The organism is Streptomyces zingiberis (genome assembly GCF_012034935.1).
GTDB classification, from domain to species: Bacteria; Actinomycetota; Actinomycetes; order Streptomycetales; family Streptomycetaceae; genus Streptomyces; species Streptomyces zingiberis.
The window spans coordinates 16,816-41,585 of the sequence record NZ_JAATEN010000011.1 but is presented as its reverse complement, the minus strand read 5'-3'; the positions used below and the strand labels follow the sequence as shown (position 1 = coordinate 41,585).

Sequence of the window (24,770 nt, the reverse complement as noted above, 5' to 3'; positions counted from 1 at the left end):
ACGTCCCGATGCGATCGAAGACCGATGATGGCACGCCCGTCCGGCCACGGAGGGCGCACAGGGCGTCCCGATGCCATCACGTGATCAGGTCGTGACCGCCCGTTCGACCAACGTCAACGCCCGCGCCAGAAGTTCCCCGCGATCCTCCGCCGCACCACTGAGCCAGCGGACCCGCGGGTCCCGCCGGAACCAGGAATCCTGGCGGCGTGCGAAGCGCTTGGTGGCGCGTACCGTCTCGGTGCGCGCCACCTCCTCGGCGCACTCCCCGGCCAGGTGGGCCAGCACCTGCTGGTAACCCAGGGCGCGGGAGGCGGTACGGCCCTCGCGGAGCCCGGCGTCCGCCAGTTCCCGTACCTCCGCGACGAGTCCGTCCTCCCACATCCGGTCCACCCGGGCGGCGATCCGGGTGTCGAGCTCGGGCCGGGCCACGTCCACACCGATCTGCACGGCGTCGTACACCGGTTCGGGGCCGGGCAGATGCGCGGTGAACGGCCGGCCGGTGATCTCGATGACCTCCAGCGCGCGCACGATGCGCCGGCCGTTGCCGGGCAGGATCGCCCGCGCCGCCTCCGGGTCCGCGGCGGCGAGCCGGGCGTGCAGGGCGCCGGGCCCGGCCTCCGCCAGCTCGGCCTCCAGCCGGGCCCGTACGGCCGGGTCGGTGCCGGGGAACTCCAGCGCGTCGATCGCGCCGCGCACGTACAGACCGGAGCCGCCGACGAGGACGGGGGTGCGCCCCTCGGCCAGCAGGCGGTCGATGACGGAGCGGGCCATCCGCTGGTACTCGGCGACGCTCGCCGTCTCGGTCACGTCCCACACGTCCAGCAAGTGGTGGACCACGCCGCGCCGTTCACCGGGGGTCAGCTTCGCGGTGCCGATGTCCATCCCGCGGTAGAGCTGCATGGAGTCGGCGTTGACGACCTCACCGCCGAGCCGCAGGGCGAGATCGACGCCGAGGTCCGACTTGCCGGCCGCGGTCGGGCCGACGACGGCGATCAGACGAGGGGCGCCTTCGGTGCTCTTCACCGTCCCAGTCTCCCAAACGGCGGGGCCGGCACCGACCGCCGCCGGAGCGGGGCCGGCGGCCGGGCGTGGAGGGACTCCGGCTTGCGCAGACTTGCCCGGACTCGCGCCGCCTCGCGCCGGCGGGCACAGGGACGGGCGTCGCGGCAGCCGCCCCGGACCCGCGCCCGGCGGCCCGGGCCGTCAGGACCAGGCGGCGACGAGGTAACCGACTCCGTACGGGGCCTCGTCGTGAAGGAGTTCGCCACCGAGCCCCGCCCCCTCCCCCGCCCCGGCGAGCACCTGCCAGGGGGCCCGGCCCGCCGCCCGCAGCTCCTGCGCGAGCCCGGCGTCGAGGGAGAGCAGGGCGGCGGTGTCGGCGGCGCCGAGGGCGCGGGCCGCGTCCGCGTCGAAACCGGCGGCGCGCTCGTCGAGGTAGCCGGGGGCGCGGACGGAACGGCAGGCGCTGCCGTCCCCCATGACGAGCAGGGCGACCCGCTCGGCACCCGCCGCGATCTCCCGGCCCACCTGGGCACAGCGCTGGGCGGCCAGCGGCTCCCCGACGCCGATCCCTTCCACCGGGGCCGCGGCCCAGCGGGTGCGCTCCAGCAGCCAGCCGGCGACGGCCAGGGAGAGCGGCAGCCGCGCGGGCCCGGTGGGGCCCTCCCCCGGGCCGAGCCGCACCTCGTGGCCGACCCCGACGCCGGCGAAGGACCCCAGGGCGCCCTGGGGGTGGGGACCGCGTCCGGCCTGCTCGGCCGGGCCGATCACGACGAGGCGGTCGGGGCGGGCGGCGGCGGTCACGGCGACGGCGTCCCGGCAGGCGGCGCGGAGCGGCTGGAGTTCCCCGGCCGCACCGGCGGCGACCTCGGGGACGAGCAGCGGCGGGCACGGGCAGACGGCGGCGGCGACCAGCATGGGCGGCACCCTAGCAACCGGCCGCGGAGGGCTCCCCGGACCGGCGGACCGGGGCGGGCGCGTGGCCCGCCCACCGGCGCACGGCGTTCCGGGGCCCCGGCCGGTGCGGGTGGCGATGCCGGTGCGGGTGGAGGTGGAGGCGTCCGGCCGGCACCGAGCACCGGCCGAACCTGCGGGAAGCCACGCCGGTGCACCACGGGTCGCGCCGCCGCGCCCGGGGACGGCCCGGCGCGCCCCGGGCGGCCGGGCGCTCCCCCGGTCAGTCCAGCGAGCAGCCCGTCGCGGGCGCCGGAGCGGGCGCCGGTGCGCCGACCGTGGGCAGGCCCAGCATCACCCCGGAGGAGGCGGCCGGCGCGGCGGTGCGCCGCTCCCAGGCGTCACCCGCACGGGTCCGCCGCACCTCCCGGACCGGTCCCTCGGCGAGCAGGTGGTGCGGGGCCGCGTAGGTGACCTCGACGGTGGCCATGTCCCCGGGGCGCACCGGCTCCGCGGGCCGGGTGAAGTGCACCAGGCGGTTGTCCGGGGCGCGGCCGGAGAGGCGGCGGGTGGCGCCGTCCTTGCGTCCCTCGCCCTCCGCGACCAGCACCTCCAGCACGCGCCCGGTCTGCTTCCGGTTCTCCGCCCAGCTGATCTCCTCCTGGAGGGCGACCAGCCGCTCGTAGCGCTCCTGCACGGTCTCCTTGGGAATCTGGCCGTCCATCTCGGCCGCCGGGGTGCCGGGGCGCTTGGAGTACTGGAAGGTGAACGCCTGGGCGAACCGGGACTCGCGGACCACGTGCAGGGTCTGCTCGAAGTCCTCCTCGGTCTCGCCGGGGAAGCCGACGATGATGTCGGTGGAGATCGCCGCGTCGGGCATGGCGGCCCGCACCTTCCCGATGATCCCGAGGTAGCGCTCCTGGCGGTAGGAGCGGCGCATCGCCCTCAGCACCCGGTCGGAACCGGACTGCAGGGGCATGTGGAGCTGCGGCATGACGTTGGGCGTCTCGGCCATGGCGGCGATGACGTCGTCGGTGAAGTCCCGCGGGTGCGGCGAGGTGAAGCGCACCCGCTCCAGGCCCTCCACCTTCCCGCAGGCGCGGAGCAGCTTGGAGAACGCCTCGCGGTCGCCGATGTCGGAGCCGTAGGCGTTGACGTTCTGGCCGAGCAGGGTGATCTCCGTGACGCCCTCGGCGACCAGTGCCTCCACCTCGGCGAGGATGTCCCCGGGCCGGCGGTCCTTCTCCTTGCCGCGGAGCGCGGGGACGATGCAGAAGGTGCAGGTGTTGTTGCAGCCGACGGAGATGGAGACCCAGGCCGCGTAGGCGGACTCGCGCCGGGTGGGCAGCGTCGAGGGGAACGCCTCCAGCGACTCGGCGATCTCGACCTGCGCCTCCTCCTGGACGCGGGCGCGCTCCAGCAGCACGGGCAGGCTGCCGATGTTGTGGGTGCCGAAGACCACGTCCACCCAGGGGGCCTTGCGGACGATGGTGTCCCGGTCCTTCTGGGCCAGGCAGCCGCCGACCGCGATCTGCATCCCGCGGCGGCGCGCCTTGACGGGCGCGAGCCGCCCGAGGTTGCCGTAGAGCCGGTTGTCGGCGTTCTCCCGCACCGCGCAGGTGTTGAAGACGACGACGTCCGCCTCGCCCTCCCCGGCGCCCTCGGGCGCGCGGACGTACCCGGCGCCCTCCAGGAGCCCGGCGAGCCGCTCGGAGTCGTGGACATTCATCTGGCACCCGTAGGTGCGCACCTCGTAGGTCTTCGCGCTCATCTCGCCCACCAGGGTACGGGGTCGGCCGCCGGCCACGCCCCGGGCTCCGGGCCCGCCGCGGTCCCGGGAGGCGACGGCCCTGGCCGCGGGCGGCGGGGCCCTGGCAGGATTCCCCCATGACTCCCGCCCTGTCCCGTATCGGCAAGCGCCGCGCCGCGCAGGCCACGCTCGCCGTCTGCGCGGGACTGGCGCTGCTGGCCTGGTGGCTGCTGCCACTGCGGGACACCCCGGCGGCGCGCGGCACGGTGTCCTTCAGCACCGGCGTCCCCACCGGCGTCTACTGGCGCTACGGGGACCTGCTGAAGGAGCGGCTGGCCGACGACCTGCCGGAGGTGGACGTCCGGCTGGAGACCAGCGAGGGCTCGGTGCAGAACCTCCAGCGGCTGGTATCGGGCCAGGCCAACTTCACCATCGCCACCGCCGACGCCGTCGCCGCCTACCGGGAGGCCAATCCGCGCGGTGCCCGCCAGCTGCGCGCCTGCGCCCGGCTCTACGACGACTACCTGCAACTGGTGGTGCCGGAGGACTCGGAGGTGACCCGCGCGGCCGACCTGAAGGGCAAGCGGGTGGCGATCGGGCAGCCGGGGTCCGGCGTCTCCCTGATCACCCACCGCCTGCTGCGGGCCGCGGGGCTCGACCCGGAGGAGGACATCACCGCGGTGCGGGTGGGGATCGACCGGATGCCGGAGATGCTGCGCGAGGGGAGGATCGACGCCTTCTTCTGGTCCGGCGGGCTGCCCACCGGCGCCGTGGCGGACCTCGCCGGAGAGGAGCCCGTGCGGCTGGTGCAGCTCGGCGATCTCCTCGGCGAGCTGCACCGGCAGGGGCCGGACATGTGGCAGTACCGGGCCGCCCTGGTACCGGCCGACGCCTATCCCGAGGTGCGGCGCGGCCGGGCGGTGAAGACGGTCGCCGTGGCGAACCTGCTGGTGACGACGGTCGGGACGGACCCCGGCCTCACCGAGGGGATCACCCGGACCGTGATCGACAACCGGGACCGCATCGGCCAGGAGGTGCACGCGGCGCAGCTGGTGGACCTCCGCACGGCGATCTTCACCGACCCGCTGGACCTGCACCGGGGCGCGAAGCGCTACTACCGCTCGGTCAAGTCCTGAGGCGTCCGCGGCGGGGCCCCGGGCCCGCTCCGGGCGGCGGAGGGGACGGCCGGCGGGGGACGGCGCACGGGGCGGCCGCGCCGCCCCTCAGGAGGGCGGTGCCGAGCGCGGCACCGTGATCGTCACCCGCAGGCCCGCCGGCTCGCCCGGCGCGAAGCCGAGGGTGGCTCCCCCGGCCGCCAGCAGCGCCCGCGTGATCGACAGGCCGAGACCGGAGCCGGAGACGTTCTGGTGGCGGCCGCTGCGCCAGAAGCGGTCCCCGATCCGGGCCAGCTCCTCCCCGGTCAGCCCCGGCCCGGTGTCCGTCACGGTGATCCGCACGGCCTCCCCCGCGGCCTCGGCGGCGACGGTGACGGAACCGCCCGCCGGGGTGAACTTCAGCGCGTTGTCGACGACGGCGTCCAGCGCGCTGGAGAGCGCGATCGGATCGGCCCAGCCGCTCGCCCCCGCCGGCCCCTCGTACGCCAGTGCCACCTCCGCGCGGTCGGCCACGGCGCGCCAGGACTCCACCCGCTCGGTGACCAGCGCCGCGATGTCGGTGAGCCGCAGATCGGGATCCGCGTGCTCGGCGAGGGCGAGGCCGAGGAGGTCGTCCAGCACCCGGGCCAGCCGCTTCCCCTCCGTCCGCACCGACGCGATCTCCTCGTGACCGTCGGGGAGGTCGAGGGCGAGCAGTTCGATGCGGAGCAGCAGGGCCGACAGGGGGTTGCGGAGCTGGTGCGAGGCGTCGGCGACGAACGCCCGCTGCTGCCGCAGCACCTCCTCCACGTGGTCCGCCATCTCGTTGAACGACCCGGCCAGGCGGCGGAGCTCGGGCGGTCCGCCGGCGGTGGCGACCCGCGACTGCAACCGCCCGGTGGCGATGTCGTGGGTGGCGGTGTCGAGGACCCGCACGGGGCGCAGCACCCAGCCGGTGAGCCGGATGGCGGCGCCGACGGCCACCAGCATCGCCAGCGCCTCGCCGGCCACGACCGGCAGCCAGGCGCGCACGATGCGGGAGCGCATCTGCCCCGTGGGGGAGTCGGTGACGACGACGGCGACCACGTCCCCCTCGTGGACCACCGGCGAGGCGATGGCCAGCCGGTCCCGCTGCCAGGGCCAGATCTGCTCCGGGCTGCTGCTGCGGCGCCCGGCGAGCGCCTCCCGGAAGGCCCGGTCCACCTCCCCCTCGGTGGCCAGCTTCCAGCCCCCTGGCGAGGCGGCCAGCGCGGTGCGGTCCCGGCGGAAGACCCCGGCGCGGATGCCGTACAGCTCGCGGTAGCGCTCCAGCCGGGCGCGGAGCGCGGCCCGCCGGCCGCCCTCGTCCTCCCCCTCGGCGGCGTCGGGGGGATCGGTGACGAACTGGGCGAGGGCGGCGAAGCGCGCGGTGTCGTCGATCCGGTCCACCACCACGCGCTGCTGCTCGGCGGCGGCCATGCTGCCCGCCAGCGGGAAGCCCAGGGCCAGCAGCACGCCCGCCATGAGGACGATGAGCAGCGGAAGGAGTCGTGTGCGCACCCGGAGCCGGCCCCGGGGTCAGGCGGCGGGCTCGACGAGCCGGTAGCCGACGCCCCGCACGGTCTCGATCAGGGCGGGCAGCCGCAGCTTGGCGCGGAGGGAGGCGATGTGGACCTCCAGGGTGCGGCCGGTCCCCTCCCAGCTGGTGCGCCAGACCTCGCTGATGATCTGCTCCCGGCGGAAGACCACCCCGGGGCGCTGGGCGAGCAGCGCCAGCAGGTCGAACTCCTTGCGGGTCAGGGAGATCACGGCGCCGTCCACCGTGACCCGCCGGTTCGCCGGCTCGATGAGGACCGGGCCCAGCCGCAGCGGCTCGGGCGCCTCCGGGGCGGGCGCCTTCTTCGCGCCGCGCGCCCCCTGCTCGCCGGGGACGGTGCGGCGGAAGACGGCGTGGATCCGGGCCAGCAGTTCCCCGGTGTCGTAGGGCTTGACGACGTAGTCGTCCGCGCCGAGATTGAGCCCGTGGATACGGGACCGCACGTCGGCGCGCGCGGTGACCATGATCACGGGCGTGCTGGTGAGCTTGCGGATCCGGCCGCACACCTCGAAGCCGTCCTGGTCGGGCAGGCCGAGGTCGAGCAGCACCACGCCGAAGGCGGTACCGGCGTCCGGGAGCAGGGCCTGGAGCGCCTCCGCGCCGCTGCGGGCGTGGGTGACGGCGAAGCCGTGGCGCGTGAGCACCGCGGACAGGGCGGTGGCGACGTGGTCGTCGTCCTCGACGAGCAGCAGTCTCACCGGTCCCCCTTCCGTCGTCGGTTCCGGCGTGGTGCGGCGGCGCGCCGGGCCACTCGCGGGCTCACCGGTGGGCGGCCGTGCGCGGTGCTGGGCGGTGCTGGGCGGTGCTGGGCGGTGCTGGGCGGTGATGAACGGTCATGGCGATACAGCCCGATCCGGCCCTCCGCCGTCAAGGCGGGAGGACATCTGACGGCCATCCGTTACGCACCCGGTAGCCGGCCGGCGTCCACCGTGCCCTCAGGTCATCATCCGGTGACCCTGTGCTGCCGGCCGTCGCCGTTTCGTTATCCTCAATTTCCCCTCAGATGTAATGACGCTGGTCGGCCCGACTGCTTAGGGTCCTCGCTAATCGAGGAGGACGGAGCAAGAAGCCGATGACCGAAGGACCGGTGACCAAGGACGCCGTGACCGCACCGGACACGACGGACCAACTGGTCGTCCTGGACAACGTCAACAAGCATTTCGGCGCGCTGCATGTGCTCCAGGACATCAACCTGACCATCAAGCGCGGCGAGGTCGTCGTGGTGATCGGGCCCTCCGGGTCCGGCAAGTCGACGCTGTGCCGCACGATCAACCGGCTGGAGACCATCGACTCCGGCTCGATCACGATCGACGGCAAGCCGCTGCCGGCCGAGGGCCGTGAACTGGCCCGGCTCCGCTCGGACGTCGGGATGGTGTTCCAGTCCTTCAATCTGTTCTCGCACAAGACCGTGCTCGAGAACGTCGTGCTGGGCCAGGTCAAGGTCCGCCGCACGGAGAAGAAGGCCGCCCTGGAGCGGGCCCGCACGCTGCTCGACCGGGTGGGCGTGGCCAACCAGGCGGACAAGTACCCCGCCCAGCTCTCCGGCGGGCAGCAGCAGCGGGTGGCCATCGCGCGGGCCCTGGCCATGGGGCCCAAGGTCATGCTCTTCGACGAGCCGACCTCCGCGCTCGACCCGGAGATGATCAACGAGGTGCTGGAGGTCATGCAGCAGCTCGCCCGGGACGGCATGACGATGGTTGTCGTCACCCACGAGATGGGCTTCGCCCGGTCCGCCGCGAACCGCGTCGTCTTCATGGCGGACGGCCGGATCGTCGAGGAGGCGGAGCCGGAGCAGTTCTTCAGCAACCCGCGCAGCGACCGCGCCAAGGACTTCCTGTCGAAGATCCTCCACCACTGAGCCGCCCCACCGGCCCCCCGCCGCACCGGCCGCACGACCCGTCACCGCTCTCACCGTGAGGAAACTCGCTCATGAAACTCCGCAAGTCCGGCGTCGCCGCCGCCTCAGCCGTCGTCCTCGCGCTCACCGCGACCGCCTGTGGGGGCGGCAGTGACAGCGGGAAGAACGACGACAAGATCACCATCGGCATCAAGTTCGACCAGCCGGGTCTCGGCCTGAAGACGCCGGACGGCGACTACACGGGCTTCGACGTGGACGTGGCGACGTACGTGGCCAAGGAGCTCGGCCACGACGCCAAGGACATCGAGTGGAAGGAAGCCCCGAGCGCCGAGCGGGAGAACCTGATCTCGCGCGGTGACGTGGACTTCATCGTCGCCAGCTACTCGATCACCGATGAGCGGAAGCAGAAGGTCAGCTTCGCCGGCCCGTACTTCCTCGCCCACCAGGACCTGCTGGTCCGGGCCGACGAGAAGGGCATCACGAAGGCCGAGGACCTCAACTCCCGGAAGCTCTGCTCGGTCACCGGCTCCACCTCCGCGCAGAACATCAAGAACGAGCTGGCGCCCAAGGCGCAGCTCCAGCAGGTCGGCGGGTACTCGCAGTGCCTGACGGGCCTGGAGAACAAGGCCGTCGACGCCCTCACCACGGACGACACCATCCTCGCCGGTTACGCCGCGCAGCCGCAGCACGAGGGCAAGTTCAAGCTCGCCGGGCTCAGCCTGAGCGACGAGAACTACGGCATCGGCCTGAAGAAGGGCGACACCGAGCTCCAGGGCAAGATCAACAAGGCGCTGGAGAAGATGGTCGAGGACGGCGCCTGGGACAAGGCCGTGAAGGACAACTTCGGCCCGGCCAACTACAAGAACGAGTCCGCGCCGAAGATCACCGAAACCAGCTGAGGGCCCTCCGGCGCGCCGCCCCCGAGGGCGGCGCGCCCTACCATCCGACCAGGGGAGAGCGCGGGAGCACGTGTTCGACTTTCTTGATCTCGAGCGGTACGACCTGCTCGGAGCGTTCTGGGTGACGGTGCAGCTCACCGTCTACTCGGCCATCGGTTCCCTCATCTGGGGCACCGTCCTGGCCGCGATGCGCGTGAGCCCCGTCCCGCTGATGCGCGCCTTCGGCACGGCGTACGTCAACATCATGCGGAACACTCCGCTCACCGTCATCATCGTCGCCACCTCACTGGGTCTCTGGCAGACCCTGGGCGTCACCCTCGCCGGCGGGACGTTCGACGACATCGGCTTCCGCCTCGCGGTGCTGGGCTTCGTCGCCTACACCGCCACCTTCGTCTGCGAGTCGATCCGCTCGGGCATCAACACCGTGCCCGTCGGACAGGCCGAGGCGGCACGGGCCCTGGGACTGAGCTTCACCCAGGTGCTGCGGCTGATCGTCCTGCCGCAGGCGTTCCGCGCGGTGGTGGCGCCGCTGGCCAACGTGCTGATCGCACTGACCAAGAACACCACGGTGGCAGCCACCATCGGGGTCTCGGAGGCAGCGCTGCTGATGAAGGAGATGGTCGAGAACGAGAGCCAGGCCATCTTCCTCGTCTTCGCCGTGTTCGCCTTCGGGTTCATCCTCCTGACCCTCCCCACCGGCCTGCTGCTCGGCTGGGTGAGCAAGCGCGTGGCGGTGAAGCGATGAGTGACCTCTCCGTTCTCTACGACGCCCCTGGGCCGCGGGCCAAGACCCGCAACATCCTGTACACCGTCCTCTTCGTCGTCGTCATGGCGCTGGTCGTCTGGTGGGTACTCGCCATCATGGCCGACAAGGGCCAGCTCGCCGGGGAGAAGTGGCTGCCCTTCGTCGAGGACTCCCGGGTCTGGACCACGTTCATCCTCCCCGGGTTGCTCAACACCCTGAAGGCGGCGGCCCTCGCCATCCTCATCGCGCTGCCGTTCGGCGTCCTGCTCGGCGTCGGCCGGCTGTCCGACCACCGCTGGGTCAGGGCTCCCGCCGGAGCCGTGGTCGAGTTCTTCCGGGCCATCCCGGTACTGCTGCTGATGCTCTTCGCGAACCAGGCGTACGCGCAGTTCAGCGACATCGATCCGGAGACGCGCCCGCTCTTCGCCGTGGTCACCGGCCTCGTGCTCTACAACGCCTCGGTCATCGCCGAGGTCGTGCGGGCCGGTGTCCTGTCCCTGCCGTACGGGCAGACGGACGCGGCCAAGGCGATCGGGATGCGCAAGGGACAGACCATGTCCTACGTGCTGCTGCCGCAGGCGGTGACCGTCATGCTGCCGGCGCTGGTCAGCCAGCTCGTGGTGATCGTCAAGGACACCGCGCTGGGCGGGGCCATGCTCGGCTTCCCCGAGCTGCTCAGCCGCGTCCAGTCGATCACCGCCAACTACGGGGCGAACACCATCGCCGCGTTCACCGTGGTCGCGTTGATCTTCGTGCTGGTGAACTTCGCCCTCACCAGCGTCGCGCACCGGCTGGAGAGCCGGGCCCGGCGCTCCCGCAAGGGCACCGGCGCCGTCATCGGGGAGGACCCGGGCAGCGATGTGGCGGTGCCGGTCATCCCGGAACAGCCCACGGGTGACGGAGCCGCGGTCAAGAAGGGCGCCGACTGAGCCCTGGGGTGGCCCGCGTCCCGCCGGCCGGGCCCGTGCGCGGGCCCGGCCGGCGGGGCCGGGACACCCCGCGGAACGAGACCGGGCCGTCACCACGGTGACCGGTGACAACGAGAGGGACAGCGGTGGTCGGCCGCTGTCCCTCTCGCTTGACGTGGCCAATCCCAGTCGGTTGCATTCCTTCTGTGATCACGCACCGGGCTCTCCCCACCAGCACGTCCCCGACCCACCAGGGTGAAGGAGCCGCCCCGTGGACCCGGTGATCGTCGCCGGGGCGGGCCCGGTGGGGCTCGCGCTGGCCCTGGCCCTCACCCGCCACGAGGTCCCGGTGCTCGTCCTGGACGAGGGGACGGGCACCTGCGAGGCGCGCCCCGCCCGCACCACGGTGCTGCGGCCGGAGACCGCGGCCTTCGTCGACCGGCTGGCCGGGGCGCCCCTGACCGCGGCCGGCGCCCGCTGGGCGGGATGGCGGACCCTGCGCCGGCGTCAGGTGGTGCGTCACGAGCCGATCGGCGACGAGCGGGGGGAGGATCCCGCCGATCCCGGGGCCGGGGCCGCACCCGGTGACCCGGGCTCCCCCGGCGCCCCGGTCCATCTGGCCCGGCACGATCTCGTCCGCGGACTGCGGGCGGCGCTGGAGGCCGAGGAACTGGCCAGGATCGTGCCCGGCAGCCGGCTGTACGCCGTGGAACAGGACGGGCACGGCGTCACCGCGCACACCCGGCTGCGGGAGAACCCCGGCCCCGGGGCGGGGGAGGGCGGCGGGGCCGGCGGCGGCAGCGTGTGGCGCGGGAGTCACCTGGTGGGCTGCGACGGGGCCCGCTCCACCGTGCGGAAACTGCTGGAGATCCGCTTCACCGGCCGTACCGCCGTCGAACGCCACGCGGTGGCCGCGCTCCGGGCCCGCCTCCCCTGGCCCGGGGAAGCGGTGCTGCAACTCACACCGCGCGGCGGGCAGATCCTGGCGCGTCCCCTGCCGGAGGGGGTGTGGCGGGTCGACTGGCTGCTGCCACCGCGCGGCGATCTCGTCACCCCGGAGGCCCTGGTCGAGCGGATCCGCGAAACCCTGGCCGCCTGGTGCGGCGAGGTCCCCCCGTACGACCTGCTGGACACGGGGGTGCACACGGTCCACCACCGGCTGGCGCGGCGGTGGCGGTCGGGCCGGTGCTTCCTCGCCGGGGACGCCGCGCACCTCCTGGGCGCCCTCGGTACCCAGGAGGTGGAGGAAGGGCTGCGGGACGCGGCGAACCTCGCCTGGAAACTGGCGCTGGCCTGGCACCACGGCGGTTCGGCGCGGCTGCTCGACAGCTACCAGGGCGAGCGGCGGCTCGCGGTCGGCGCCCGGTTGCGCGCGGCCGACCAGGCGCTGCCGCTGGTCCGGGCCACGGGGGCCTGGTCGGCGGTCCGCCGCTCCCTGCCGGGGGCCGGCCGGGGGCCGGAGAGCCTGCTCGCCGACGGCCATCTGGGCCGGGGGCCGCTGGGCGCACCGCCCGTCCACACGGACTCCCCGCTGACGCCGTCCGTCACCGGGAGCACGGCCGCCGTGGACACCCCACCGGGGACGCCCGTGGCGGATGTGCCGGTGACCGCGCCGGACGGCGCCACGGCACGGCTCCGGGACCGGCTGCACGGTGATCCGCTGGTGGTGTTCGTGGCCCCGGGCACCGGGGTGTGGGAGCGCCGGCACTGGATGGGCGCCGGGCTGATGCCGCGCCTCGCCGACGCCGTCGCGGCGCTGCCGGTGCGGGCGGAACTGCTGGTGACGGAGGGCTATCCGGGGGCGGCGGCGCACACCGTCCTGGTGGTGCGGCCGGACGGCCATCTCGCCGCGGCGCTGCCGGGCGTCCGCCCGGCGGAGCTGTACGCCTGCGTGGACACCTTGCGCGGCGGGGAACCGGCGAGCGGAACGGACGGTGAACGGGCGTCCGGGGGGATGGGGACGGACGCCGGCCCGCCCGGCGGGGCCGGTGCCCCCCGGGGCCACGAGACGGCCCGCGCCCCGGACCGCGGTCCGGGCGACGGAACCCACGACGGAGCCCGCGGCGGGACCGCGCCGGGCGGCACCTCGCGGACCGGCGCCGGCGGCCCGGGCCGGACAGCGCGCGGGACCCGGCCCCCGGCCGGCGCCCCCCGGAAGAGCAGGGAGAACGGACCCGAGTCGCACACCCACGCCCCGGGCTGACCCCACACCGGTCCGTGTCCCGGACTGCGCCCCACGCGCGGTCCAGGACCCGGCCCGCGCCGGCGGCGCACCTCCGGAAGCAGGGCAGGAAGTGGCCTCCCCTCCACCCGGGAGCGGAGGCACGCCCGGGAGCGGGAGCAGGTCCGGGAGCACCACCTGCTCCGTCCCCGGCAGCGCGCGCACCGGGAAGGAACAACTGCCCTCAGCAGTCCGGGAGATGACGCTCCATGTCCTCCACGTCCTCGCCCTCCGCCTCCAGCTCACCGCGGACCACCCGCAGGGCGAGCCCTTCGGGGTAACCGCGGCGAGCCAGCATCCCGGCGAGCCGGCGTATCCGCCGATCCCGGTCCAGGCCCCGGGTGGCGCGCAGCTTCCGCCGGACCAGGGCCCGGGCGGTCTCCTCCTCCTGCCCGGAGTCGAGCCGCCCCACGGCCTCGTCCACCACCGCCTGATCCACCCCCCGGGTACGGAGTTCCCGGGCGAGGGCGCGGCGGGCCAGGCCCCGGCTGTGATGGCGGGAGTCGACCCAGGCACCGGCGAAGGCGGTGTCGTCGATCAGCCCGACCTCCTCGAAGCGGGAGAGCACCTCGTCCGCCACCTCGTCGGGGATCTCCCGGGCGCGCAGGGCGTCGGCGAGCTGCTTGCGGGTGCGCGGCGTCCCCGTGAGCAGGCGCAGGCAGATGGCCCGTGCCCGCTCACCGGGGTCGCCGCTCCGGGACGCGGCCGTCCCCGCTCCCGGACGCGATGCCCCCCGTCCGGCCCTCGGCGGTACGGGGGCACCGCCGTCCCCCTGGTCGTGCGCGTGCTGCTCCTCGACGTCACGCTCCCCGGCGCGCTCACCGCTCCGTGCGGCGCCGGCCGCCCGCCGTTCCTCCGGCCAGTCGGTCCGTCGCGTCATGGATCAGCTCTTGGCGGCGGCCTTGGCGGCCCTGGTGGCCTTGGCGGCGGGCGCGGACACCGGCTTCACCGGGTCGGCCGCCGTGCTCGCGGCGTCCACGCCGGGCTCCGCGGAGGGCGCCTCCGGCCGCACGCCGATCCCCAGCTTCTCCTTGATCTTCTTCTCGACCTCGTTGCCGAGGTCGGGGTTGTCCTTGAGGAACTTGCGGGCGTTCTCCTTGCCCTGGCCCAGCTGGTCGCCCTCGTAGGTGTACCAGGCTCCCGACTTGCGGATGAAGCCGTGCTCGACGCCCATGTCGATCAGGCCGCCCTCACGGCTGATGCCCTCGCCGTAGAGGATGTCGAACTCGGCCTGCTTGAAGGGCGGGGCGACCTTGTTCTTGACCACCTTGCAGCGGGTGCGGTTGCCGACCGCGTCGGTGCCGTCCTTCAGGGTCTCGATCCGGCGGATGTCGATCCGCACCGAGGCGTAGAACTTCAGCGCCCGTCCACCGGTGGTGGTCTCGGGGGAGCCGAACATCACACCGATCTTCTCGCGGAGCTGGTTGATGAAGATCGCGGTGGTCTTGGACTGGTTCAGCGCACTGGTGATCTTACGGAGTGCCTGGCTCATCAGCCGGGCCTGCAGACCGACGTGCGAGTCGCCCATCTCGCCCTCGATCTCGGCGCGGGGCACGAGGGCCGCCACGGAGTCGATGACGATGAGGTCGAGCGCGCCGGAGCGGACCAGCATGTCCACGATCTCCAGCGCCTGCTCACCGGTGTCCGGCTGGGAGAGGATGAGGTTGTCCGTGTCGACGCCCAGGGCCTTGGCGTACTCGGGGTCGAGCGCGTGCTCCGCGTCGACGAAGGCGACCGTGCCGCCCGCCTTCTGGGCGTTGGCCACCGCGTGCAGCGTGAGGGTCGTCTTGCCGGAGGACTCCGGGCCGTACACCTCCACCACCCGGCCGCGCGGCAGGCCGCCGACGCCCAGCGCCACGTCGAGAGCGGTCGACCCGGTGGGGATGACCTCGACGGGGTCGTTCGGCCGGTCCCCGAGGCGCATGACGGCGCCCTTGCCGAATTGCCGTTCAATCTGCGCGAGCGCGGCGTCCAGCGCCTTCTCGCGGTCGGATCCTGCTGCCATGGGTTCCACCCGGTTTGCTTGAGTCGATCGCTTCACGTCCACGACGCTAACGCCTGCCACTGACAACGCGCCCCGGCACCGTCCGGGCTGTGGACAACCCGGGCGGCCCGGCCGGGGCTTCCATCTGAATGGATGTTCGAATTCAGTGTCAAGCCGACCCGGCGCCGCCCTGGCCGTGCGCCGGCCCGGCGGTCCCCGGCATCACCGCCGCCTCAGTTCCCGGGCCCCCCGGCGCCGTTCCCGGCGGCCCCACGCCCGCCCGTGTCAACGGTGGCACCGTCACCGCCGTCACCGCCGTCACCGCCGGCACGACCGGCATCACCGCCGACACCACCGACACCACCGCCACCACCGCCACCACCGCCACCACCGCCACCGGCGTCGTCGTCACGCCCACGGGACCCGGACTCCCCGCCGTCCTCCCCGCCCCGTCCGGCCCCGTCCCCCGGCCGGGCGCCCCGGAACGCCCGCCACGCCCGGGCCGGCGCGGAGACGCCCGGCCGCCGCGGCCGACGGCGCACCCGGGGGTGGTCGGTCACGTCGTACCGCTTCACATAGGCCCCCAGGAACGCCTGGAGCGTGGCGGTGGCCGGAATCGCGATCAGCGCGCCGACGGCTCCCAGCAGAGCCGCCCCGGCCACCACCGAGCCGAAGGCGACGGCCGGGTGTATGTCCACGGTCCGGGCCGTGATCCGTGGTTGCAGGATGTAGTTCTCCAGTTGCTGGTACAGCACGACGAAGGCCAGCACCCACAGCGCCTTCCAGGGGTTCACCGTGAACGCCAGCAGGATGGGCAGGGCCCCCGCCAGGTAGGTGCCGATCGCGGGGATGAACTGGGAGACCAGCCCCACCCAGACGGCCAGCGCGGGCGCGTACGGCACGCCGAGGATCTCCAGCAGCACGAAGTGCGCCCCGGCGGAGACCAGCGCCATCAGCCCGCGCGAGTAGAGATAGCCACCGGTCTTGGCGACCGCGATGTCCCAGGCCCGCAGCACCTCCGCCTGCCGGGCGGGCGGCAGCGTGGAGCAGAGCGCGCGCCGCAGCCGCGGGCCGTCGGCCGCGAAGTAGAAGGAGAAGAGGGCGACGGTGAGCGTCGTGAACAGCCCTCCGAGCACCTGGGCCGACACGTCGAGCACCCCGCCCGCGCTGTTCTGCACGTACTTCTGCAGCCAGTCGGAGTTCAGCAGGCTGCTCTGGATCTCCAGCCGGGAGACGCTGGTGTCGAAGGTCTTGTTGACCCAGCTGATCACGGAGTCGAGATAGCCCGGGAGATTGTCCACGATCGTGGCGATCTGCCCGGCGAGCAGGGAACCGAGCATCGTGAGGAAGCCGGCCACCGCGACGGTCAGGCCCACGAAGACCACGGCCGTCGCCAGGCCCCGGCGCACACCGCGGGCCGCCATGCGATCGACCGCCGGCTCGATCGCCAGTCCCAGGAAGAAGGCGATGAGGATGTTCACCAGCAACCCGGTGAGCTGCAGAAAGGCCCAGCTCACCAGGTGGAACGCGGCGTAGGCGGCGAACACCAGCAGCACCGCGCGCGGCAGCCAGCCGGGCATCCCGTCACCGGACCGCCCTGGATTCACCGCCGCGGAGGCGGGACGCGCCTCCGGTCCGGGGCCGCCACCGGTCTCGTCTTCTGTCAGTGCCACCGGATCAGTCTGACCCATCCGGGGAACGGGCCGCGCCCCTTCCGCCGGGGCGGCCGCCGGGGGCCGCCGGGCCGGCTCGCGGGCCGGTCGGCCCGGTCAGCGCCGGTCAGCGCCGGTCGGCGGGGATCTCCTGGGCGGAGCAGACGGCCCGCCACACCTCCTTGGCCTCCCAGCCGTCCGCCAGCGCCTGGTGGACCGTCCTCCCGCCGAGCTCGGACATCACGTGGTCACGGGCGAAGGAGTCGGCGTACGCCGACCCGAAGTGCTCCGCCATCCGCTGCCAGAAGACCGTCAACCGCATGGCCCCAGTATCCCGCAGCGGCTCCCGGTCCGGTCGCCGCCCCGGCCCGGCCGTCCTCCCGCGGTCCGCCGGCGGCGGAGCCCCGTTGTCGGTCCCGGGGTGCACGATGGGACCATGCCGCACGATCCGGCCGTCCCGGCCACCCCGGCTCTCGGAGCCTTCTCCCCGGCGACCCGCGCCTGGTTCACGGGCGCCTTCACCGCGCCCACGGCGGCACAGGAGGGGGCCTGGCGGGCCATCGGCGCCGGGTCGGACGTGCTGGTGGTCGCCCCGACCGGCTCGGGCAAGACGCTCGCCGCCTTTCTGGCCGCCCTGGACCGGCTGGCGAGCGTCCCCCCGCCGGCCGAACCGGGAAAGCGCTGCCGGGTGCTGTACATCTCCCCGCTGAAGGCGCTCGCGGTGGACGTGGAGCGCAACCTCCGCTCCCCGCTCACGGGCATCCGCCAGGAGTCGGTCCGCCTGGGCCTGCCGGAGCCGGAGGTGCGGGTGGGCATCCGCTCGGGCGACACCCCGGCGGCCGAGCGCCGCTCCCTCGCGTCCCGCCCGCCGGACATCCTGATCACCACGCCCGAATCCCTCTTCCTGATGCTGACCTCCGCCGCCCGGGACGCCCTGGCCGGGGTGGAGACGGTCATCCTCGACGAGGTGCACGCCGTCGCCGGCACCAAGCGCGGCGCGCATCTCGCCCTCTCCCTGGAGCGGCTGGACGCCCTGCTGCCGCGCCCCGCCCGGCGGATCGGGCTGTCGGCCACCGTCCGCCCCGTGGAGGAAGTGGCCCGCTACCTCGCGCCGCGGGGCCGGGTGGAGATCGTCCAGCCGCCCTCCGCGAAGGAGTTCGCGCTCTCCGTGGTCGTTCCCGTGGAGGACCTGGGCGAGCTGGGCGGCTCCCCCGCCACCGACGCCCCGGGGGCCCCGGCCGGGGACGGGGACGGAGCCGCCGGGCGCCCGTCGATCTGGCCGCACGTCGAGGAACGCATCGCCGATCTGGTGCAGGCACACCGCTCGACGATCGTCTTCGTCAACTCCCGGCGGCTGGCGGAGCGGCTCTGCAACCGGCTGAACGAGATCGCCTACGAGCGCGCGACGGGCGAACCGCTCCCCGAGGACCACTCCCCCGCCGAGCTGATGGGCGGTTCCGGCGCGGCCGGCGGCGCGCCGCCGCTGCTGGCCCGGGCGCACCACGGCTCGGTCTCCAAGGAACAGCGGGCCCAGGTGGAGGAGGAGCTGAAAGCCGGCCGGCTGCCGGCCGTGGTGGCCACCTCCAGCCTGGAGCTGGGCATCGACATGGGCGCGGTGGACCTGGTCGTCCAGGTGGAGTCCCCGCCCTCGGTGTCCTCCGGGCTGCAGCGCGTGGGCCGGGCCGGGCACCAGGTGGGCGCCGTCTCCACCGGGGTGGTCTTCCCCAAGTACCGGGGCGATCTGGTGCAGTCGGCGGTGGTGACGGAGCGGATGCGCGCCGGGGCCATCGAGGCGCTGCGGATCCCGGCGAACCCGCTGGACGTCCTGGCCCAGCACGTGGTGTCGATGACGGCGATGGACACCTGGGAGGTGGCGGAGCTGCTGGAGCTGGTGCGGCGGGCCGCGCCCTTCGCCTCCCTCCCGGAGTCGGCGTTCACCTCCGTGCTCGACATGCTCGCCGGCCGCTACCCTTCCGACGCCTTCGCGGAGCTCAGGCCCCGCCTGGTCTGGGACCGCGTCGCCGGGACGCTCACCGCGCGCCCGGGCGCCCAGCGGCTCGCGGTGACCTCGGGCGGCACCATCCCCGACCGCGGCCTCTTCGGTGTCTTCCTCGCCGGGTCCGACCCCCGCAAGGGGGGCGGCCGGGTCGGGGAGCTGGACGAGGAGATGGTGTACGAGTCACGGGTGGGGGACGTCTTCACCCTCGGCACCACGAGCTGGCGGATCGAGGACATCACCCGCGACCGGGTGCTGGTCTCCCCCGCGCCGGGGGTCCCGGGGCGGCTGCCGTTCTGGAAGGGGGACCAGCTCGGCCGCCCGCTGGAACTCGGCCGCGCGGTGGGCGCGTTCCTCCGCGAGATCGGGGCCCTGGCCCCCGCGGAGGCGATGGCCCGGCTGTCCGCCGCCGGGCTGGACACCCTCGCCGCGCGGAACCTGCTGGCCTATCTGGAGGAGCAGCGGAACGCCTGCGGCCACGTCCCCGACGACCGCACGGTGGTGGTGGAGCGCTTCCGCGACGAGCTGGGCGACTGGCGGGTCGTCGTGCACTCCCCCTTCGGCGCCCAGGTGCACGCCCCGTGGGCGCTGGCGCTGGGCGCCCGGCTGACCGAGCGGTTCGGCATGGACGCCCAGGTGATGCACGCGGACGACGGGATCGTGCTCCGCCTGCCGGACGCCGGGATGATGGATCTCGACCTGCTCGACCTGGACACGGCGCCCGGCGGGCAGGGCCCGGAGGGCGCCGCCCCGGCCTTTCCGGAGCCGCCGTCCGACCCGGCGCGGCCGCCGGTGGGCGCGTCCGACGTCCTGTTCGACCGGGAGGACGTCGACCGGGTCGTCACCGACCAGGTCGGCGGCTCGGCGCTGTTCGCCGCGCGGTTCCGGGAGTGCGCGGCGCGCGCCCTGCTGCTGCCGCGCCGCGACCCGGGGCGGCGCACCCCGCTGTGGCAGCAGCGGCAGCGGGCGGCCCAGCTGCTGGAGGTGGCCAGCGGATTCGGTTCCTTCCCGGTGGTCCTGGAGGCCGTCCGCGAGTGCCTGCAGGACGTCTTCGACGTCCCCGGCCTCACCGAGCTGATGGGCGACATCGAGGCCCGCCGGGTGCGGCTGGTCGAGGTGACCACCCCCGAGCCGTCCCCGTTCGCCCGCTCCCTGCTGTTCGGCTATGTCGCGCAGTACCTCTACGAGGGCGACTCCCCGCTCGCCGAGCGCCGGGCCGCCGCCCTCTCGCTGGACTCCCGGCTGCTGGCGGAGCTGCTGGGCCGGGCCGAGCTGCGGGAGCTGCTCGACGCCGAGGTGCTCGACGGCCTGGAGCGGGAGTTGCAGTGGCTGACGGAGGAGCGCCGCGCCAAGGACCCGGAGAGCGTCGCCGACCTCCTGCGTCTCCTCGGCCCGGTCACCGGCGCCGAACTCGCCGAGCGGGGCGCGGAGCCCGGCTGGGCGGAGGAGCTGGCCCGCGCCCGCCGCGTCATCCGGGTCCGGATCGGCGGGACGGAGCACTGGGCGGCCGTGGAGGACGCCGGACGGCTCCGTGACGCCCTGGGCACGGCCCTGCCCGTCGGCGTACCGGAGGCGTTCACCGAACCCGTGGCCGACCCGCTGGGCGATCTCCTCGCCCGCTACGCGCGCACCCACGGCCCGTTCACCTCGGCCGCCGCCGCGGCCCGGTTCGGCCTGGGCATCGCCGTCACGGACGGCGCGCTGCGCCGGCTCGCCGCCGCGGACCGGGTCGTCCAGGGAGAGTTCCACCCCGCGGGCGCCGGGCAGGAGTGGTGCGACAGCGGCGTGCTGCGCCGGCTGCGCCGCCGCTCCCTGGCCGCGCTCCGCCGGGAGCTGGAGCCGGTGGAGCCCGCCGCGCTCGGCGCCTTCCTCCCCCGCTGGCAGCAGCTGGGGGCGCGGAGCCTGCGCGGCGTGGACGGCCTGCTGCGGGCCGTCGAGCAGTTGCAGGGCGCCCCCGTCCCCGCCTCCGCCCTGGAGAAACTGGTGCTGCCGTCCCGGGTCGGCGGCTACTCGCCCGCCCTGCTCGACGAGGTGACCACCACCGGCGAGGTGGTATGGGCCGGGGCCGGCGCACTGCCGGGCAAGGACGGCTGGCTCGCGCTGTACCCGGCGGACACGGCGCCACTGCTGCTGCCCGCCCCGCTGCCGTTCGAGGCCGGGCCGCTGCACGAGTCCGTGCTGGCGTCGCTCTCCGGCGGGTACGGCCTGTTCTTCCGGCAGATCGCCGAGCGGGTGCGCGCCACGGGCCACCCGGACTGCTCCGACGGCCGGCTGGCGGACGCCATCTGGGACCTGGCCTGGTCGGGCCGGCTCACCAACGACACCCTGGCGCCGCTGCGCTCGCTGCTCGGCTCGGGCCGCACCGTCGGCGCCACGGCACACCGGGCGCGCCGCGCGGCGCCACGCGGCCGGTACGGCTCGCTCGCCCCCTCGCCGTCCCGGCGCGTGGCCCCGGCGGGCGGCCCGCCGACGGTCGCGGGCCGCTGGTCCCTGCTGCCGGAGCGGGAGACGGACCCGACCCGCCGGGCCCACGCCCTCGCCCAGACCCTGCTCGACCGGCACGGCGTCGTGACCCGGGGCGCGGTCGCCGCGGAAGGCGTCGAGGGCGGGTTCTCCGCGGCCTACCGGGTGCTCTCGGTCTTCGAGGACACCGGCCTCGCCCGCCGTGGCTACGTGGTCGAAGGGCTGGGCGCCGCGCAGTTCGCGATGGACGGCGCGGTGGACCGGCTCCGCGCCCTGGCCACGGCGCGGGAACGGGAGACGGTGGAACACCCGCCGTTCCCGGGCGCGCCCGGGCCCCGGGGCGCGGCACCGGAAGGACGGGACCGCGCGGTCCTCCTGGCGGCGGCGGACCCGGCCAACGCCTACGGCGCCGCGCTCCCCTGGCCCGATCCGCCCGCCGGCGCGGGCCACCGGCCCGGCCGGAAGGCAGGCTCCCTGGTGGTCCTGGTCGACGGGGAACTGGTGCTCTACGTGGAGCGCGGCGGCCGGACCCTGCTCGCCTGGACCAGGGAGCCCGGCGAGGAGGCCGCCGCCGGGGGTGGCGCCCTCCTGGGGCCGGCGGTGGAGGCGCTCGCGGAAGCGGCGCGGCAGGGCGCGCTGGGCACGGTCACCGTGGAGCGGGTCAACGGCGCTCCCGCGCTCTCCTCTCCCGTCGGCGCCGCCCTGGAGGCGGCCGGCTTCCACGCCTCCCCGCGCGGGCTGCGCATCCGCCCCCGCTGACGGCCCCCGCCGGAGCGGGCGGGGGTGCGGACGGGAGGGACGGGACGGCCCGGACGGACGGGCGGACCGGGCGGACCGGGCGGACGACGGAGGTCACCCCGTCCGGAGCGCGTCCCGGACGGCGCAGCCGGGAGGCCGCGCGGCCCGGGAGGAACCGAGGCGCACCCCGGCACGGCCCCGTCCCGTGGAGGCATCATGGCCACATGCCCGAGGGAGACACGGTCTGGCGGACGGCGCGCCGCCTGCACGAAGCACTCGCCGGCGACCGTCTGGTCCACAGCGACCTGCGGGTCCCCAAGCTGGCCACCGCCGACCTCTCGGGCCGCCGGGTGCTGCGGGTGACGCCCCGCGGCAAGCATCTGCTGGCCCGCTTCGAGGGTGGTCTCACCCTCCACTCCCATCTGCGGATGGACGGTGCCTGGCGGGTCGGCCCCGCGGGTGAGCGCCCGCGCGGCGGCCCGGCACACCAGATCCGCGCCGTCCTCGCCACGGATTCCCGTACCGCCGTCGGCTACCGGCTGCCGGTGCTGGACCTGCTGCGCACCACCGACGAGGACAGGGTGGTCGGCCATCTCGGGCCGGACCCCCTCGGGCCGGACTGGGATCCGGAGGAGGCCCGGCGGCGGCTGCTCGCCGACCCGGGCCGGCCACTCGGTGCGGCGCTCCTCGACCAGCGGAATCTCGCGGGTCTGGGCAATGTCTACAAGTCGGAGCTGTGCTTCCTGCTCCGCGTCTCCCCCTGGCTGCCGGTCGGCGAGATGCGTGCTCCGGCCCGGCTGGTGGCGCTCGGGGCGAAACTGCTGGACCTCAACAAGGCGCGGCCGGTCCGGAGCACCACGGCCGATCCGCGGGGCGCGCGCCCGCTGTGGGTGTACGGGCGTGCGGGCCACCCCTGCCTCCGCTGCGGGATCCCGGTCCGTGGCACGGGCCAGGACGACGCCCGAGGGGAGCGCGTCACCTACTGGTGTCCGCGCTGCCAGACCGGTCCGTTCCCCGACGGTCCCTGACCAGCACACCCGCGCTCCGAAGGGCCTCCGCGCTCGCGACCTGAGGAGCCTCCGGACCCCCTGTCCCACCACCCCGCGCTTCCGTCCCCCGCGTGCGCCCAAGGCGACCGCCGTTCCCGCGGATCCACCGCCTCCGCGGGCCGCCGTCCTTCCGGCATCCCTTCCCCGCCGGTTTCCCCGGGCCGCTCAGGTCCGATCGGGTGAAGCGCCGGTCCGCCATGGCCCGGGTCCCGTCCGGCGGCGGCTTCCCTGAGCCGCCTGAGCCGCCCCCCGGCGCCCCTCGGCTTCGGTGGGGCGCAGTGCACGGGCAGCAGGCCCAGCCCCCAGCCGCCGGCCGCGACAGCCGCCTCGGTGGCCCCCGCGTCCCCGGGCGCCACCGCCAGCCGGACCACCGCGTACCACCACACCCCCGCCAGCCCCAGCGCGAGGCCCAGGCGGACCGGACGCGGCAGAGCGCGTATGGCCCCGGATATCGCGCCGGGTATCCCTCGTGCCCGGGCCGACCCGGATATCGCGCCCGGTGCCGCGCCCCTCGGGGCGGTCGGGAGGTGCAGCGTCACGGTGGCGGCCTCCTTCGGAAGGCGGTTCGCCCGGCGCCGACGGAGGAGGCCGGGGAAGGGAGAGCCCTGCGCCCCGCCGCCGGCTGCCGCGGGGTGCGGGCGGCGGGGCCCGTCCTCAGGCGCCGAGGCCCTCGGCGTCCTCGGCGATGAACATCCACCGGTGCTTCTCGAGGTCGGCGGTCACCGCGATGATGAGGTCCTGCGTGACGGGGTCCGGCTCGTCGGTGGCCTTGATCCGGTCCCGCATCCGGGTGATCACCGAACCGAGGGCGTCGGCGAGCGCCTTCACCGCCTCGGTGTCCCGGATCCAGTTCTCCTTGACCGTGTCGATGCCGCTGGTCTTGGCGATGGTCTCGGCGCGGCCGTCCGGGGAGATCCCCAGGGCGGAAGCGCGTTCCGCGACGGTGTCGGCGTGTTCACGGGCGGTGTCCACGACCTCGTCGAGCTGGAGGTGTACGGAGCGGAACCGGGGCCCCACCACGTTCCAGTGCACCTGCTTGGCCAGCAGCGAGAGGTCGACCAGATCCACCAGAGCGCCCTGCAGGGCTTCCGCGACCACCCGGCGGTCGCCCTCGTCGGTCAGCGGGCTCTTGACGACAGCCATGCCATTCCTCCTGCTTTGTCCGGTAAACCCTTCTCCACCTTCGCATACCCTCCGCGCAGCAGGCATGTCCGGAGAATCGGCCACTCCCGGGTGACACGGCTCACGGGCACCGCGGCCCCGCCGGTGCCGCACCGGCGGGGCCGGACACGGCTCCGGCCCCCGACGGAATACCGTCGGGGGCCGGAGCGAGAACGGGCCGGAGTGTCAGGCGGCGACGACGTCCACGGCCTCGGTGGGCGGCTTGATCGTCACACGCTCCTCCGGGACACCGGTCACGGAGGTCACGGACACCGGGTTGAGCCTCGGCCTCATCGGCGCGGGCACGGTCTCGTCCGCGGCCGACTGCGCCAGCTCGGCGAGCGACAGTTCGTCGCTCACCTCCCGCATGACCTGCGACATCCGCACATCCAGCGCATCACAGATCGCGGAGAGCAGCTCGGAGGAAGCCTCCTTCTGCCCCCGTTCGACCTCTGAGAGATAGCCGAGGGAGACCCGCGCCGACGAGGAGACCTCACGCAGGGTTCGGCCCTGACGCTGGCGCTGCCGACGCAGCACGTCACCCAGCAGGCGACGGAGCAGAATCATCGGTGGCTCCCTCCTCGGACCTCGGATCCGGATACTTCTCGCCCCACCGTACCGCCTTGGACGGCAGCCGTGCGGGGAGCGATGACGTGTTCACTCAGGGCTGCAAACATCAATTCCCCCCGCTGTGTTCCGTATTCTGCCCGCCCGGCGCTCCCGGCCCACCGTCCACCGCCCCCGTCCACCGTTCGCCTCTTCCCCTCCGTGGACACCGCGTCA

General features: G+C 74.6%; 19 protein-coding genes. 8 read left to right on the top strand and 11 right to left on the bottom strand.

Features of this window, described 5'->3' with window-relative positions; all coding sequences use genetic code 11:
* Positions 1-84: 84 nt before the first annotated feature.
* The 3 genes from miaA to miaB all read right to left on the bottom strand — a co-directional run bounded on the left by miaA (position 85) and on the right by miaB (position 3,664).
* Positions 85-1,023: a tRNA (adenosine(37)-N6)-dimethylallyltransferase MiaA gene (gene miaA, locus HCK00_RS15710; protein WP_168102576.1), complete on the bottom strand. Its 939-nt coding sequence runs from the start codon at positions 1,021-1,023 to the stop codon at positions 85-87.
* Positions 1,024-1,203: 180 nt separating this feature from the next.
* Entirely contained in the window at positions 1,204-1,917 is a 714-nt protein-coding gene (locus tag HCK00_RS15705; RefSeq protein WP_168102575.1) for a class III extradiol dioxygenase subunit B-like domain-containing protein, read from the bottom strand.
* 259 nt (positions 1,918-2,176) lie between these two features.
* Positions 2,177-3,664 carry a tRNA (N6-isopentenyl adenosine(37)-C2)-methylthiotransferase MiaB gene (gene miaB / locus HCK00_RS15700; RefSeq protein WP_168102574.1) on the bottom strand — a complete coding sequence of 496 codons (1,488 nt, stop codon included), beginning with the start codon at positions 3,662-3,664 and terminating at the stop codon, positions 2,177-2,179.
* 116 nt (positions 3,665-3,780) lie between these two features.
* Here miaB and HCK00_RS15695 point away from each other — a divergent pair, with 116 nt between their 5' ends.
* Positions 3,781-4,779: a TAXI family TRAP transporter solute-binding subunit gene (locus HCK00_RS15695; RefSeq protein WP_168102573.1), complete on the top strand. Its 999-nt coding sequence runs from the start codon at positions 3,781-3,783 to the stop codon at positions 4,777-4,779.
* 87 nt (positions 4,780-4,866) lie between these two features.
* On the opposite strand, the gene HCK00_RS15690 is transcribed toward HCK00_RS15695, so the two are convergent.
* A complete protein-coding gene (locus HCK00_RS15690) occupies positions 4,867-6,276 on the bottom strand; it encodes a sensor histidine kinase (protein WP_168102572.1) in 1,410 nt (469 codons plus the stop codon).
* Between the two features lie 18 nt (positions 6,277-6,294).
* Entirely contained in the window at positions 6,295-7,011 is a 717-nt protein-coding gene (locus HCK00_RS15685) for a response regulator transcription factor (RefSeq protein ID WP_168102571.1), read from the bottom strand.
* Between the two features lie 374 nt (positions 7,012-7,385).
* On the opposite strand from HCK00_RS15685, the gene HCK00_RS15680 reads away from it, so the two are divergent.
* From HCK00_RS15680 to HCK00_RS15660, 5 genes are all read left to right on the top strand, one after another.
* Complete coding sequence (locus tag HCK00_RS15680) at positions 7,386-8,171, top strand: amino acid ABC transporter ATP-binding protein (protein ID WP_168102570.1); 786 nt, start codon at positions 7,386-7,388, stop codon at positions 8,169-8,171.
* 71 nt (positions 8,172-8,242) lie between these two features.
* A complete protein-coding gene (locus tag HCK00_RS15675) occupies positions 8,243-9,070 on the top strand; it encodes a glutamate ABC transporter substrate-binding protein (protein WP_168102569.1) in 828 nt (275 codons plus the stop codon).
* 70 nt (positions 9,071-9,140) lie between these two features.
* On the top strand, positions 9,141-9,815 hold the full coding sequence (locus HCK00_RS15670; RefSeq protein ID WP_168102568.1) for an amino acid ABC transporter permease: 675 nt from the start codon (positions 9,141-9,143) through the stop codon (positions 9,813-9,815).
* Positions 9,812-10,744 (top strand): amino acid ABC transporter permease, encoded by a 933-nt coding sequence (locus HCK00_RS15665; protein ID WP_168102567.1) that lies wholly within the window; start codon positions 9,812-9,814, stop codon positions 10,742-10,744. The genes HCK00_RS15670 and HCK00_RS15665 overlap by 4 nt, the downstream gene beginning before the upstream one ends.
* Before the next feature lie 250 nt (positions 10,745-10,994).
* Positions 10,995-12,926 (top strand): FAD-dependent monooxygenase, encoded by a 1,932-nt coding sequence (locus HCK00_RS15660; RefSeq protein ID WP_168102566.1) that lies wholly within the window; start codon positions 10,995-10,997, stop codon positions 12,924-12,926.
* Positions 12,927-13,128: 202 nt separating this feature from the next.
* Here the strand turns inward: HCK00_RS15660 and recX are convergent, their stop codons facing one another.
* From recX to HCK00_RS15640, 4 genes are all read right to left on the bottom strand, one after another.
* Positions 13,129-13,824, bottom strand: a complete 696-nt coding sequence (gene recX, locus HCK00_RS15655; protein ID WP_168102565.1) for a recombination regulator RecX — start codon at positions 13,822-13,824, stop codon at positions 13,129-13,131.
* Between the two features lie 3 nt (positions 13,825-13,827).
* Positions 13,828-14,949: a recombinase RecA gene (gene recA, locus HCK00_RS15650; protein WP_206320416.1), complete on the bottom strand. Its 1,122-nt coding sequence runs from the start codon at positions 14,947-14,949 to the stop codon at positions 13,828-13,830.
* A 212-nt stretch (positions 14,950-15,161) separates the two neighbouring features.
* Positions 15,162-16,508, bottom strand: coding sequence for an AI-2E family transporter (locus HCK00_RS15645; protein ID WP_168102691.1), 1,347 nt, complete (start codon positions 16,506-16,508; stop codon positions 15,162-15,164).
* A 199-nt stretch (positions 16,509-16,707) separates the two neighbouring features.
* Complete coding sequence (locus tag HCK00_RS15640) at positions 16,708-16,902, bottom strand: DUF3046 domain-containing protein (RefSeq protein ID WP_168102564.1); 195 nt, start codon at positions 16,900-16,902, stop codon at positions 16,708-16,710.
* A gap of 114 nt (positions 16,903-17,016) precedes the next feature.
* Between HCK00_RS15640 and HCK00_RS15635 the strand changes: the two genes are divergently transcribed.
* Both HCK00_RS15635 and HCK00_RS15630 read left to right on the top strand, forming a co-directional pair.
* On the top strand, positions 17,017-21,798 hold the full coding sequence (locus tag HCK00_RS15635) for a DEAD/DEAH box helicase (RefSeq protein ID WP_168102563.1): 4,782 nt from the start codon (positions 17,017-17,019) through the stop codon (positions 21,796-21,798).
* Between the two features lie 203 nt (positions 21,799-22,001).
* Complete coding sequence (locus tag HCK00_RS15630) at positions 22,002-22,805, top strand: Fpg/Nei family DNA glycosylase (RefSeq protein ID WP_168102562.1); 804 nt, start codon at positions 22,002-22,004, stop codon at positions 22,803-22,805.
* 675 nt (positions 22,806-23,480) lie between these two features.
* Here the strand turns inward: HCK00_RS15630 and HCK00_RS15625 are convergent.
* Together HCK00_RS15625 and HCK00_RS15620 are read right to left on the bottom strand one after the other, a co-directional pair.
* The gene (locus HCK00_RS15625) at positions 23,481-23,969 is read right to left on the bottom strand and encodes a Dps family protein (RefSeq protein ID WP_168102561.1); all 489 of its coding nucleotides are present in this window, start codon (positions 23,967-23,969) and stop codon (positions 23,481-23,483) included.
* Positions 23,970-24,173: 204 nt separating this feature from the next.
* A complete protein-coding gene (locus HCK00_RS15620) occupies positions 24,174-24,554 on the bottom strand; it encodes a helix-turn-helix domain-containing protein (RefSeq protein WP_168102560.1) in 381 nt (126 codons plus the stop codon).
* Positions 24,555-24,770 lie beyond the last annotated feature (216 nt).